The sequence below is a fragment of the Limimaricola variabilis genome (assembly GCF_034371605.1).
Classification (GTDB): domain Bacteria; phylum Pseudomonadota; class Alphaproteobacteria; order Rhodobacterales; family Rhodobacteraceae; genus Limimaricola; species Limimaricola variabilis.
Map to the genome: position 1 here is coordinate 1666128 of NZ_CP139691.1, position 12720 is coordinate 1678847.

General features: G+C 69.7%; 15 protein-coding genes. 9 read left to right on the forward strand and 6 right to left on the reverse strand.

From position 1 onward, the window contains the following. Nucleotides 1–762, reverse strand: a complete 762-nt coding sequence (locus T8T21_RS08200) for a metal ABC transporter ATP-binding protein (RefSeq protein WP_322335213.1) — start codon at nucleotides 760–762, stop codon at nucleotides 1–3. Beyond that, complete coding sequence (locus T8T21_RS08205) at nucleotides 759–1229, reverse strand: Fur family transcriptional regulator (protein ID WP_322335214.1); 471 nt, start codon at nucleotides 1227–1229, stop codon at nucleotides 759–761. Before T8T21_RS08205 ends, T8T21_RS08200 begins: the two co-directional genes overlap by 4 nt. A 92-nt stretch (nucleotides 1230–1321) precedes the next feature. Between T8T21_RS08205 and T8T21_RS08210 the strand changes: the two genes are divergently transcribed. Continuing rightward, nucleotides 1322–2263 (forward strand): zinc ABC transporter substrate-binding protein, encoded by a 942-nt coding sequence (locus tag T8T21_RS08210; RefSeq protein WP_322335215.1) that lies wholly within the window; start codon nucleotides 1322–1324, stop codon nucleotides 2261–2263. On the opposite strand, the gene T8T21_RS08215 is transcribed toward T8T21_RS08210, so the two are convergent. After that, entirely contained in the window at nucleotides 2260–3663 is a 1404-nt protein-coding gene (locus tag T8T21_RS08215; RefSeq protein ID WP_322335216.1) for a diguanylate cyclase, read from the reverse strand. The genes T8T21_RS08210 and T8T21_RS08215 overlap by 4 nt on opposite strands. Nucleotides 3664–3778: 115 nt before the next feature. Between T8T21_RS08215 and T8T21_RS08220 the strand changes: the two genes are divergently transcribed. The 5 genes from T8T21_RS08220 (at nucleotide 3779) to T8T21_RS08240 (ending at nucleotide 6673) form a co-directional block, all read left to right on the forward strand. Continuing rightward, nucleotides 3779–4057, forward strand: coding sequence for a DUF3572 domain-containing protein (locus T8T21_RS08220; protein ID WP_322335217.1), 279 nt, complete (start codon nucleotides 3779–3781; stop codon nucleotides 4055–4057). Beyond that, nucleotides 4054–4758 (forward strand): HAD family hydrolase, encoded by a 705-nt coding sequence (locus T8T21_RS08225; protein WP_322335218.1) that lies wholly within the window; start codon nucleotides 4054–4056, stop codon nucleotides 4756–4758. Before T8T21_RS08220 ends, T8T21_RS08225 begins: the two co-directional genes overlap by 4 nt. A 94-nt stretch (nucleotides 4759–4852) precedes the next feature. Beyond that, nucleotides 4853–5425, forward strand: a complete 573-nt coding sequence (locus T8T21_RS08230) for a fasciclin domain-containing protein (RefSeq protein ID WP_183471688.1) — start codon at nucleotides 4853–4855, stop codon at nucleotides 5423–5425. A gap of 187 nt (nucleotides 5426–5612) precedes the next feature. Beyond that, nucleotides 5613–6014, forward strand: a complete 402-nt coding sequence (locus T8T21_RS08235; RefSeq protein ID WP_183471687.1) for a DUF983 domain-containing protein — start codon at nucleotides 5613–5615, stop codon at nucleotides 6012–6014. Next, nucleotides 6011–6673, forward strand: coding sequence for an NUDIX hydrolase (locus T8T21_RS08240; protein WP_407660020.1), 663 nt, complete (start codon nucleotides 6011–6013; stop codon nucleotides 6671–6673). Before T8T21_RS08235 ends, T8T21_RS08240 begins: the two co-directional genes overlap by 4 nt. On the opposite strand, the gene T8T21_RS08245 is transcribed toward T8T21_RS08240, so the two are convergent. After that, nucleotides 6660–7205 (reverse strand): lipocalin family protein, encoded by a 546-nt coding sequence (locus T8T21_RS08245; protein WP_322335220.1) that lies wholly within the window; start codon nucleotides 7203–7205, stop codon nucleotides 6660–6662. The genes T8T21_RS08240 and T8T21_RS08245 overlap by 14 nt on opposite strands. A 25-nt stretch (nucleotides 7206–7230) precedes the next feature. Next, nucleotides 7231–8271 carry an aldo/keto reductase gene (locus tag T8T21_RS08250; protein ID WP_322335221.1) on the reverse strand — a complete coding sequence of 347 codons (1041 nt, stop codon included), beginning with the start codon at nucleotides 8269–8271 and terminating at the stop codon, nucleotides 7231–7233. Nucleotides 8272–8424: 153 nt separating this feature from the next. Here T8T21_RS08250 and metG point away from each other — a divergent pair, with 153 nt between their 5' ends. After that, a complete protein-coding gene (gene metG / locus T8T21_RS08255; RefSeq protein WP_322335222.1) occupies nucleotides 8425–10137 on the forward strand; it encodes a methionine--tRNA ligase in 1713 nt (570 codons plus the stop codon). Between the two features lie 92 nt (nucleotides 10138–10229). Beyond that, entirely contained in the window at nucleotides 10230–10718 is a 489-nt protein-coding gene (locus T8T21_RS08260; protein ID WP_183471679.1) for a hypothetical protein, read from the forward strand. On the opposite strand, the gene T8T21_RS08265 is transcribed toward T8T21_RS08260, so the two are convergent. Next, entirely contained in the window at nucleotides 10719–11813 is a 1095-nt protein-coding gene (locus tag T8T21_RS08265; protein WP_322335223.1) for a S1C family serine protease, read from the reverse strand. A 103-nt stretch (nucleotides 11814–11916) separates the two neighbouring features. Between T8T21_RS08265 and T8T21_RS08270 the strand changes: the two genes are divergently transcribed. Further along, nucleotides 11917–12711, forward strand: a complete 795-nt coding sequence (locus T8T21_RS08270; protein WP_322335224.1) for a lytic murein transglycosylase — start codon at nucleotides 11917–11919, stop codon at nucleotides 12709–12711. Nucleotides 12712–12720: the final 9 nt, after the last annotated feature.

Consider the following 12720-nt stretch of genomic DNA (forward strand, 5'->3'; position numbering starts at 1 on the left):
TCAGCCTTCGGCGTGGGAATGGTGGTGATGGTGATGCGCGGCGCCGCCGGCTTCGTGCGCATGGTCGTGCTCGTGCCGGTAGAGCGCCAGCTGGCCACCGGTGCCGGTGCCGAACAGCTCGCGCCAGGCCAGGGCGGCGGTGACCACCTCGGGCGTGCCCTCGCAGCAGACATGGCCGTTCAGGCAGATCACCCGGTCGGTGGCCGACATCACCACGTGCAACTCATGGCTGACCATCAGCACCGCGCAGCCCAGATCGCGCCTGAGCGCCGCGATCCGACGATAGAAGGCCGCTTGGCCCGGCTGATCGAGGCCTTGGGTCGGCTCATCGAGGATTAGAATCTGCGGTCGGTTCAGCACGGCGCGCGCCAGCAGCACACGCTGGAACTGCCCACCCGAGAGCGCCGCCATCTGCCGCCCCTCGAGGCCGGTCGCGCCGGACTGCTCCAGCGCGGCGGCTGCGTCGGCGTCCGAGACGCGATGCGGCAGGTCCAGAAAGCGCCGTACGGTGATCGGCAGCGAGGCGTCGAGCACGAGGCTTTGCGGCACGTAGCCGATGCGCAGCCCCCGCGCGCGATGCACCTTGCCCCGGCGCGGCGCGAGTGCCCCGATCAGCAGGCGCAGCAGCGTGCTCTTGCCCGAGCCGTTCGGCCCGACCAGCGTCACGATCTCCCCCGGCGCGACCGAGATAGAGACGTCGCGCAAGACCGGTGCGGTGCGCGGACCGTATTCGAGCCCGGTCGCAGAGAGCAGCGCGTTCATGCCGAACGCTCCTGGCAGGCGGGGCACAGGCCCTCGGCCTCGACCACCACCCGCTCGATGGCAAAGCCCGCCTCGGCGGCCGGTCGATCGAGCCCGCCCGCCCCCTGCATCTCGGCCACTGCGCCGCAGCCACGACAGATCAGGAACGCCGGTGCATGGTCGGCACCGGGTCGGGCGCAGGCGACATAGGCCGAAAGCCTTTCGATCCGGTGCGCCAGGCCGTGATCGACCAGGAATCCCAGTGCGCGGTACGCCACCGGCGGCTTCGAACCGAGGCCCTCGGCATCGAGCCGGGCCAGCACGTCATAGGCGCCCATCGCCGCGTGCCCTTCGAGCAGGATCTCCAGGACACGGCGGCGCAGCGGCGTGAGCCGCGCGCCATCGGCCGCGCAGCGCGCCTCGGCGACGTCGAGCGCGCCTCGGATGCAGGCGGCATGATCGCCGCAGGCGAATCCGGCTCCGTTCATGCGCTGCTCCTTCTTGCCGGCCGCTTCTTGACCATTTGTTACGTTATAACATAGCTCGTAGCTCCCGATTCCCGCAGGCTCAAGAGGCTTTCATGCGCTGCACCGTCCCCACCGCCGTCGCGACAATCCTTCTGGCCGGCCAAGCTCTGGCCGAGGTGCCCCGCGTCGTGACCGATACCGCGCCGGTGCACAGTCTCGTGGCCCGAGTCATGCAGGGGGTCGGTACGCCCGACCTGCTGTTGCCGCCCGGCGGCTCGCCACATGATGCAAGCCTGCGCCCCTCGGATGCGCAACGGCTGTCGGAGGCGGAGCTGATCATCTGGACCGGGCCAGATTTCCTTCCATGGCTCGAAGACAGCCTGACCGCGCTCGCGCCCGAAGCGCAGCGCTTGGCACTGCTTGAAACCGATGGCTGGACGCGACTGCCGCTGCGCGAGGATCCCGCTTTCGAAACCGACGGGCATGACGATCACGGCGAGGCAGACGAAGAGGCGGAGCACGGATCGCACGATGCCTCCGGCACAACCGACCCGCACGCCTGGCTCGACCCCGAGGTGGCGGCTGCCTGGAGCGAAGCCATCGCAGAAACCCTCGCCGCCGCGGATCCGGAGAACGCCGAACTCTACCGTGACAACGCCAAGGCGGCGATCGCGGCGGATGCCGAGATGACGGCCCGGATCGCGGAGCGGCTGGCGCCGCTTGCGGGTCGCCCCTACCTCGTCGCGCATGACGCCTACCAGTATTTCGAGACCCGCTTCGGCCTGCCCGCTGCCGGCGCGCTGGCGCTGTCCGATGCTTCGGCCCCGGGGCCCGCGCGGATCGCGGCGCTGCGCGAAATGGTAGAGGCAGGCGGCATCGCCTGTGTGCTGACCGATCCGGAGACGGCGCCCGATCTGGTCGCCCTGCTGCGCGAGAACAGCGATGCCGCCACCGCGGCGACCGACCCCGATGCGCTGGGGCTGGAGCCGAGCTCCGACCTCTATCCGGCCCTGATGGAAGGGCTGGCGGCGGCCTATGAGGACTGTCTCGGCTAGGCGGCGCTGAGGCTGACCGTGACGCGGTTGCGGCCGGTCCGTTTGGCCGCATAGAGCGCCGCATCGGCGCGCCGCATCAGCGCTTCGGCCGCCATGTCCGGCGCGGCCCCGGCTGGCCCCGGCCCCAGCGCCACCCCGACCGAGACGGTCACGACCTGCAGGGAGGCGTGGCCCGACCCTCCAATGTCGAACGGTCGTTCGCGGATCCGGCGGCGCAACCGCTCGGCCGCGCGGCGTGCCTGGTCGAGCGTGGCGTCGGGCATCGCCACCAGAAACTCCTCCCCACCGATCCGCGCGATCAGGTCGGCAGGACGCAGCCCGTCCCGCAGCCGTGCCGCAACCTGCGCCAGCACCGCATCTCCGGCAGCATGGCCATGCCGGTCGTTGACTGCCTTGAACAGGTCGATGTCTAGCAACATCACCGCAAGCGGCCGGTCGCGCCTCCGAGCCTCGGTGATCAGCCGAGCCAGATGCGGCAGAGCGTAACGGCGGTTCCACAATCCGGTCAGCGCGTCGGTCAACGCGGCCTCCAGCCCGTGCCGCTCGGTGGCACGCAGCCGGTCGGCGAGCGTCTTGCGGTGCAGCAGGCGACGCGCCCGGAAACCGATCTCGGCCTCCGTCACTGCCGCGGGGACTATGTCGTCCGCGCCCAGATCGAGCAGCATCGCCGCTTCGCGGCCCGGCTCGGGAAGCAGCACGAGCTGCGCCGCGCGGCGGGTCGCGGAGCGGCTGCGCAGCTCGGCGACGATCCGGAACAGCTCGCGCGAGGGGGCGCCAGCCGCTCGCAGCGCGGCGCCGTCGATCACGAACAGATCCTCCTCGCGGGTGGCGGCGGCGAATGGCCCCTGCGGCCCTACGTGACGCGGCGCGCAGAGTAGATCACGCGCGTCCACTAGTGTTCCCTGCACCCGGTCAGGCGCGATCAGGGTCGTGCGCGGCCGGGACGTGAAGCCGGGGGCGGCCTCCGAGAAGCCCAGCATCCGGTGCGTCGCCTCGCGCCGCGCCAGCTCTTCGAGCGTGTCGCGGGCCCGCATCAGGTTGCGAATCCGCGCCTGCATCAGCGCCGACGAGACCGGCGCCTCGGCCACCTCGTCCGCGCCGGCCTCGAGCAAGGCGAGCCGGGTTGCACCCGCCGCCCAGTGCCCCTGCACCACCACCGGCAGCCGCTCACCTCCCGGCATCGCGCGCAATCGGGCGAGAAAGGCGGTGATCTCCTTAGGTCCGGTGTCGCCCACCGGCAGCTCGGCCAGCACGAGATCGACGCCCGGGTCGGGCAGCCGCGCCAGGATGCCCGCGAAACCCGGACAGAAGTCACATTCGAAACCCGCGTCGACCAGAGCCCGGCCCTGCTGCGCCGCCTCCGTTGCGATTCGACCGGTGATCAGGATACGACCCGACATGCAGATGTCCTTGTTCGGGCCAGCGGCCCGCTTCCGGGCCCAGCGCCCACTCCCGCCATCGAGGGTCGGAAAGAATGGTTAACAAATGCTTGCAAAACACCGGGGAGCGGTCGGCATGAAGCGGGAACAGGCCGAGGTGATCGCGCTGCAGGCGCTGGGCTGGCTTGCCGCCAATGACGAGCTCTGGCCGGTATTTCTCGGCTCCTCGGGCGCGGCGGCCGAAGACCTGCGCGATCGGGCAGGCGAAGCCGAGTTCCAGGCATCGGTGCTCGAATTCCTGACCATGGATGATGGCTGGGTCACCGCCTTCTGCGACGGGGCGGGGTATGAGTATGACGCGCCGCACACGGCGATGCTGGTGCTGGCGGGGCCGTCCAGGATGAACTGGACATGACCCCGCGCGCGCTGATCTTCGACAAGGACGGCACGCTGTTCGACTTTCAGGCGACGTGGGGCCTCTGGTCGCGCGGCCTGATCCTGGCCGAGGCGGAGGGCGATACGGCGCGCGCTAAAGCCATTGCCACGGCGCTTGGCTACGACCTGGCTTCGGGACGTTTCCTGCCCGACAGCCCGGTCGTCGCATCGACCCCGGGCGAGATCGCCGACGTGATGCTGCCGCATCTGCCGGGTACCGATCGCGCCACGCTGGTCGCGCGCATGAACGCCCGTGCGGCCCAGGCGCCGCAGGTCGAGGCGGTGCCGCTTCTCCCGCTGTTCGAACGGCTCACCGCACGGGGCCTCAGCCTCGGCCTCGTGACCAACGACGCCGAGGCTCCCGCGCGTGCGCATCTGGGGGTGGCGGGGCTGACCGAGGTTTTCGGCTTCATCGCCGGAGCCGATAGCGGATACGGGGCCAAGCCCGGTCCCGGCCAGCTCCTGTCCTGCGCGCGGGCGCTGGGCCGGCTCCCCGCCGAATGCGCGATGATCGGCGACAGCCTGCACGACCTGCATGCGGCCCGTGCGGCCGGGATGCGGGCGATCGCGGTGCTGACCGGCCCGGCGCCGCGCCATGTCCTCGAACCCCATGCCGATGCGGTTCTGGACGACATCGGAGGTCTGCCGGACTGGCTCGACAGTTTGCTCACGAAGGCGTGATCGCATCGGCTGCAACCCGGCGCATCGTGCTGCCGTGTCTGCTGGCGTCACGAGGGGGCACGGACGCCCCCCGAACCGTCAGGGAGACGACAAGATGAACCTCAAGGCCCTTATCGCAGGCACCGCCCTCGCCCTCACCTCCACGGTCGCGCTGGCCGAGACCCATGCCGAGACCGGCAACCCGATGGTCGGCGGCGCGCCCATGTTCCCCGAGAAGAACATCGTCGAGAACGCCGTGAACTCGGCCGATCACACCACCCTCGTCGCCGCCGTTCAGGCCGCGGGCCTGGTCGAGACGCTGTCGGGCGAAGGCCCCTTCACCGTCTTCGCGCCGACCAACGCCGCCTTCGAAGCGCTGCCGGCCGGGTCGGTCGAGGACCTGCTCAAGCCGGAGAACAAGGATCGTCTGACCGAGATCCTCACCTGCCACGTGGTCGCGGCCAACGCGATGTCGGACGCGATCTCGGGCATGATCGCCGATGATGGCGGCATGCACGAAGTCGAAACCGTCGGCGGCTGCAAGTTCATGGTTTCCGAGGGCGAAGACGGCACGATCATGATCACCGACGGTCAGGACCGCACCGCCAACGTCACCGTGGCCGACGTGAAGCAATCGAACGGCGTGATCCACGTGATCGACGGCGTGCTGCTTCCCGCGGTCGAATAATCCCCCCAGAGACAGTCGGCTCTCCCGTGCCGACCCGGCCCGCCGCGACCCCCGCGGCGGGCCTTTTCGTGCCGAACCGCCGCCCGGCGCCACGCGCGGCATCGCGACGCAACCCGGCGGCTCGGTCTTTCAAATTCGGCCCGGCGGGCGCATGTGAGGGTCACACGCCACCGCCCGAGGTTCCCGGATGAGCGAAGATGCCCCACAGCCCCCCACTCCCGAAGAGGAGCGCCCGACCCGGCCCGCGATCCTGCGCGGGTTTCGCCGGCGATGCCCGAATTGCGGCGAGGGCGGCCTGTTCCAGGGCTATCTCAAGGTCGTCGACCGCTGCCCGGTCTGCCGGGAAGAGCTGTATCATCATCGTGCCGATGACGGCCCGGCCTATCTGACGATCCTGATCGTCGGCCACCTGCTGGCCCCGGTGATCCATATCGGCTTCACCCGATTCCGCCCCGAGCCTCTGGTGATGGCAACGGTGTTGACGGTGGCGGCGGTGGCGCTGTCGCTCTACCTGCTGCCGCGTCTGAAGGGGCTGGTGGTCGGCATCCAGTGGGCGCGCCGGATGCACGGCTTCGGCAAGCCGCAGTGAATTCCGGCGCCGTCCCCATACGAGATGCAGCGACGGTTGTGGTGCTGCGCGAGCGGCCCGAGGGGCCGGCGGTTCTGATGGGACGGCGCGGCGCGCAGGCGGTGTTCATGCCGTCGAAATACGTGTTTCCCGGCGGTGCGCTCGACGCCTGCGATGCCGGTATCGCGGCGATGGCCCAGCTGCCGCCGGAACATGCCGGGCGGCTCGGCCCCGGTGCGGCGGCGCTGGCCGCCTGCGCGATCCGCGAATTGTGGGAAGAGACCGGTCAGATCCTCGGCCGACGTGGCGACTGGCCGGATCCGCCCGCTGGCTGGCGCGGCTTCGCGGCAACCGGTCATTGTCCGGATGCCTCCGCGCTGGTGCCGGTGTTCCGCGCCATTACGCCACCCGGCCGACCGCGCCGCTTCGACGCGCGGTTCTTCCTCGCGCCGGCAACGGCGCTGGCCAGCGATCCCGACGATTTCGGGCGCGCCGAGGATGAGCTGACCCATCTCCACTGGGTACCGCTGGCGCGGGTCCATGACCTCGACCTGCCCGACATCACCCGGCTGGTCCTGCACGAAGTCGAGGCGCGTCGCGACGATCTCCGGGCCGATCGGCCGCTGCCGTTCTTCAACGGCACGACGGCGGCCGAATCCTTCGATTCTAGCGGTTCGTGACCAGGGCGCCGGTGTCGTAGCCGTTGAAATCGAGCATTTCGCGGGCTGCGCGGGCGCGGTCGACCCCGGCCTGTCCCGGCCGGTCCATGATCCAGCCATAGGCGCCATCCGGCGCACCGATCACCGCGGTACGGAAGTCGTCATCGGTCCAGAGCAGCCACCAGGGCGCGCCCGCGACCACCATGCGCCCGCGCCCGGCCGACGTCACCGGCACCAGCCGCGCCCCGCCCGCACCCGACAGCCGCGCCACGCCCGCCCCCTTGGCGTCGAGCTGCAGCGTCACCCGGTCGTTCGGCGCGAGCGGTCCGCCCGGATAGGCGGCGGCGACAACCCAGTCGCCGTTCAGATCGGTCGGGCTGCCACGCAGGCTGGAGGCGATCGGCGCATCCGTGGCCCGGAAGACCGGCGCCGTCTCGGGCGGCGGCGCGGCCGCGCCACAGGCGGCGAGCAGCGGCAGGAGCGCCCAATGGCCCCAGCGGGTGGCCCGGTTTTCAGCCCGGCCACACTGCGTCTTCCGGTTGCGTCCCGTCATGCGCCGCTCCCCCTTGTCCCGATCATCAATAGGGCATCGGGTGCTGCTTGTGCACCGTCTCGATCTCGGCCACCACCTCGTCGGACAGCGCCACCTCGCGGCCGGCCAGGATCCGCTCGAGCTGTTCCACATTGGTCGCGCCGAAGATCGGGCAGACCGCGAAGGGCCGGGTCCGCTGCCAGGCCAGCGCCATGTGTACCGGGTCGAGGCCATGCTTCTGCGCGATGTCGAGATAGGCCTGCGTCGCGCCGATCACCCGGTCGGTCTTGCGACCGCCCAGGTTGCCATTGATCCACAGCCGCGAGCCTTCCGGCACGCCGTTTTGATACTTGCCGGTGAGATAGCCGCAGGCCAGCGGCGAATAGGCCAGGAGCAGCACGTCCTCGTTCACGCTCACCTCGGCAAGGTCGGTGTCGTGCAGTCGCGACAGCAGGGAGTACTCGTTCTGGATCGAGGCCACGCGCGGCCCGCCGGTGGCTTCCGCCCGGTCGATCCAGCGGGTGGTGCCCCAGGCGGTTTCGTTCGACAGGCCGAAGGCGCGGATCTTGCCCTCGGCTACCAGATCCTTGAGCGTCGCCAGCACGCCGTCCATATGATCGCGGGTGCGCGCCGGGTCCTGCCCCGAGGGGTCGTAGTTCCAGTACTGCCGGAAATGGTAATGGCCGCGCTCGGGCCAGTGCAGCTGGTAGAGGTCGATCACGTCGGTCTTCAGCCGCCGCAGCGATCCCTCGACGATCTCGCGCAGGTTGGCGCCGTCATAGCCCTTGCCGTCGCGGGCCCAGCCGGGATTCGGGCCGGCGGCCTTGGTGGCGATCTTGTAGCGGTCGCGCTTGCCGCTCTTCTCGATCCAGTTGCCGATGAACTCCTCGGTGCGGCCCACCGTCTCGGCCTTGACCGGGTTCACGGGATACATTTCGGCCGCGTCGAGGAAGTCGATCCCCGCCTCGAGCGCCATGTCGAGCTGGCGATGTGCGTCGTCCTCGGGGGTCTGGCTGCCATAGGTCATCGTGCCCAGGCACCATTCGCTGACCTCAATGCCGCTGCGGCCAAGGGGGATCTTCTTCATGTCGGGGCCTTCCGTGATCTCCGGGCCGGGCGTCACGCCCGGTCCGCGAGGCGAAGAGGTAGGCCGCCCTGCGGGCAACGGCAAGCGGGCAGGCACTGGCATCGGCGGCGCGCGCCCGCTACAGGGGGCGCGGACGCAGCGAAGGACGCACGCATGGCACGGCATCTCATCACCTCGGCCATCCCCTACATCAACGGGATCAAGCATCTGGGCAACCTGGTGGGCAGCCAGCTCCCGGCCGATCTCTACGCCCGCTACCAGCGCGGGCGCGGCCACGAGGTGCTGTTCCTGTGCGCGACCGACGAGCACGGCACTCCGGCCGAGCTGGCTGCCGCCAAGGCAGGCAAGCCGGTGGCCGAATACTGCGCCGAGATGCACGAGACCCAGGCCGAGATCGCGCGCGGCTTCCGGCTGTCCTTCGACCATTTCGGTCGCTCGTCCAGCCCGCAGAACCATCGGCTGACCCAGCATTTCGCCGCCCGCCTCGACGCGGCCGGGCTGATCGAGGAGCGGGTCGAGACGCAGATCTACTCCAAGGCCGACGGCCGCTACCTGCCCGACCGCTACATCGAGGGCACCTGTCCCAATTGCGGCTTCGAAAGCGCGCGTGGCGACCAGTGCGACAACTGCACCAAGCAACTCGACCCCGTCGACCTGATCGAGCCGCGCTCGGTGATCTCGGGCTCCACCGATCTGGAGCCGCGCAAAACCAAGCACCTCTATCTCAAGCAGAGCGGCATGCGCGGCGAGCTGCAGGACTGGATCGATTCCAAGGCCGACTGGCCGATCCTGACCACCTCGATTGCCAAGAAATGGCTCAATGACGGCGACGGCCTGCAGGACCGCGGCATCACCCGCGACCTCGACTGGGGCATCCCGGTGAAGAAAGGCGACGCGGACTGGCCCGGCATGGAGGGCAAAGTCTTCTACGTCTGGTTCGACGCGCCGATCGAATACATCGCCTGCGCGCAGGAATGGGTCGATGCAGGCAAGGGTGCGGATTGGGAGCGCTGGTGGCGCACCGACCGCGGCGCCGACGACGTCCGCTACACCCAGTTCATGGGCAAGGACAACGTGCCGTTCCACACGCTCTCCTTCCCGGCGACCATCCTCGGCTCGGGCGAGCCGTGGAAGCTCGTCGATTACATCAAGTCGTTCAACTACCTGAACTATGATGGCGGCCAGTTCTCGACCTCGCGCGGGCGCGGCGTGTTCATGGACCAGGCGCTCGAGGTGCTGCCTTCGGATTACTGGCGCTGGTGGCTTCTGAGCCATGCGCCCGAAAGCTCCGACGCCGAGTTCACCTGGGAGAACTTCCAGCAATCGGTGAACAAGGATCTCGCCGACGTGCTCGGCAACTTCGTCAGCCGCGTCACCAAGTTCTGCCGCGCCAGGTTCGGCGAGGAAGTCCCTGCGGGCGGCGCCCATGGCGCGCGCGAGGATGCGCTGATCGCCGACCTGGAGCGCCGGGTACGCGCCTATGAAGGCCACATGGACGCGATCGAGGTGCGCAAGGCCGCGGCCGAGCTGCGCGCGATCTGGGTGGCGGGCAACGAGTATCTGCAGGATGCGGCGCCCTGGGCCACCTTCAAGACCGAGCCCGAGACCGCCGCGATGCAGATCCGTCTCGCGCTCAACCTGATCCGGCTCTACGCGGTGCTCTCCGCACCGTTCATCCCCGATGCGAGCGCGCAACTCCTCGAGGCGATGAAGACCGAGGACGACGCCTGGCCCGGCGATATCGGCGCGGCGCTTCAGACGCTGTCGGTTGGTCATGGCTTCGCGGTGCCGGACGTCACCTTCCGCAAGATCACTGACGAGGAACGAGCGGAGTGGCAGGAGCGCTTCGCCGGCACTCGCGGCTGAGCCACGCGGAAATTCGACGCCTAGGGAAAGATTGGGCTGGATCGGTCACGTGCAAGTTGCGCTAGTCTGGCGTGGCAAGCCAGGAGCGACCGATGAGCAAGCCCCTTCGACGGATCCCGACCACCCGCGGCGTCCTCGCGCCGCCTGATCCCTTCGGGGCGTTCGGCTGGACCTCCTGGGGGTCGGTGCTGGCGGGGGCCGTGATCGGGTTGGCGCTGATGCTGCCGTTGATGCTGCTGTGGCGCGGTCTCGCGGGCGTCCTTCCGGGACCCGCGGGTTTCTGGTCCGCCCTCCTGCCCCTGCCCGCACTCTGGGCCGCAGGCTGGGCCGCCGCGACGTTGTCGGGCGCACCCCGACGCCGCATCGCCGCGCTGCACGGGATCTGCGCCTGGGCGCTGCTTGCCATGGTCGTGACCGCCGCCACGGTCTTCGCCCCCGCCCTGATCGACCGCGCGGTGCCGGAATTCCGCGGCCTTGCCGCGGCGCCGAAGAACGATCTGGTGCTCGGCGTTCTGGCATTGGCGGGGCTGTTCGCCGCCGCGCTGGGCGGCAGCCTCGGCGGACCGGCCGCAGAGGACTGATCAGCGCCCCTCGATCAATTCCAGTTCGACCTCCCGCAGGCGGCCGCCGCGCGACAGCGTCACCGTGACCGCCTCGCCCGCACGCCGCCGATCGACCAGCGCCAACAGATCGTCGAGGTTTTCCACCGGCGTCCCGTCGATCGCCACCACCACGTCGCCGGGCAACAGCCGTCCACGCGCCACCCGCGCCGGCTCGACCCCCGCCCGGTCCGCCTGCGACCCCGGCGCCACCTCGAGCACCAGTGCCCCCGACAGCCCCTGCCGGTTGACCGCGGCATTGATCCGCGCGTCGAAGCCCAGACCCAGCGATGGCGGGCTGTAGCGCCCGGTCTCGATCAGCTGCGGCACCACCCGCGCCACGGTCGCCACCGGCACCGCGAAGCCGATCCCGGCGCTGGCGCCCGAAGGAGAGAAGATCGCGGTGTTGACGCCAACGAGGCGGCCGCGCGCATCGAGCAGCGGGCCGCCGGAATTGCCGGGATTGATCGCGGCGTCGGTCTGGATCAGCCCGCGGATCGCACGACCGCCATCACCCGGCAGCTCGCGGTCCAGCGCCGAGACGATGCCGGTGGTCAGCGTCCAGTCGAGCCCGAACGGGTTGCCGATCGCCAGCACCGACTGCCCGACCTCCAACCCCTCGCCCGCCTCGGGGCGCGGCAGCGGCGCGGGCAGATCTTGGCCCTCGATCCTCAGCACCGCGAGATCATGCGTCGGGTCGCGGCCAATTACCCGAGCTTCGAGCGAACGGCCATCGGCGAGCTGCACGACGGCGCGGCTCGCGCGCTGGATGACATGATCGTTGGTGACGACGTGGCCGGCCGCGTCCCACAGGAAACCTGAACCTGAGCCGAGCGACGTCTCGCCGGTGCGACGGGTGAAGGGGTCGACGACCCGGGTCCGGGTGGTGATCGCTACCACGCTGTCGCGGGCAGCGCGGAACACCGCGATGGTCCGCGACTCCTCGGGCTCGAGACTGGCCGGCCCGGGCGGGAGGGCGGCTGGCGGCGCGGGCTCGGGCGTGGCGACGAAACGCCCGGCAAGGAAGGCCGCAACGAGCAGCAGGGCCAGCAGAGCCCCCGCGAGACTGGCGCGCATTCTGGTCCCCCCATTCGACGTTGCCGCTACACCGGCACGGGCTAAGTGGTCTCCAAACCCCGTCCATCCAGCGGACGGCCTCAATTTTCATGGGAGTTACCCCTTGCGATACGTGCTTTCCACCCTTCTCGCGCTGGGCCTCGGTGCCGGTACCGCCGCAGCCGCCACTTGCGGCAACGACGCCTCGGGCTTCGAACGCTGGAAACAGGAATTCGCCGCCGAGGCAGCGGCGCAGGGCGTCGGACAGGCCGGTCTGAACGCGCTGGCCCAGACCAGCTACGCCCAGCGCACCATCAATGCCGACCGCAACCAGAAGAGCTTCAACTACTCGCTCGACAAGTTCTTGCAGGTGCGCGGTGCCGACACGATCGTCGCGCAGGGCCGCAAGAAGCTCGCCTCCAATCCCGGCTTCTGGCAGAGCCTCGAGAGCCAGTACGGCGTGCCGGCGGGCGTGCTGATCGCGATCCACGGCATGGAAACCGGCTTCGGCAACTTCATGGGCGATTCGAACGTGCTCTCGGCGATCGCGACGCTGGCCTATGACTGCCGCCGGTCCGACTTCTTTTCACAGCATGCTCTGGCCGCGTTGATGCTAGTCGATCGCGGCGCCGTCTCCCCCAACTCGATCGGGGCGATGCATGGCGAGCTGGGCCATACCCAGTTCCTGCCCGGCAACATCCTGCGCTACGGCGTCGACGGCGATGGCAACGGCCGGGTCGACCTGACCAACCTGACCGACGCCATGGCCTCGACCGCCAACTACTTGCGGCAGAAGGGCTGGCAGCCCGGCGCCGGCTACCAGGAAGGCCAGCCGAACTTCCGGGTGATCCAGGAATGGAACGCCGCCGGCGTCTATCAGAAGGCGATCGCGCTGATGGCGGCCCGCATCCAGGGCTGACCCGGCGGT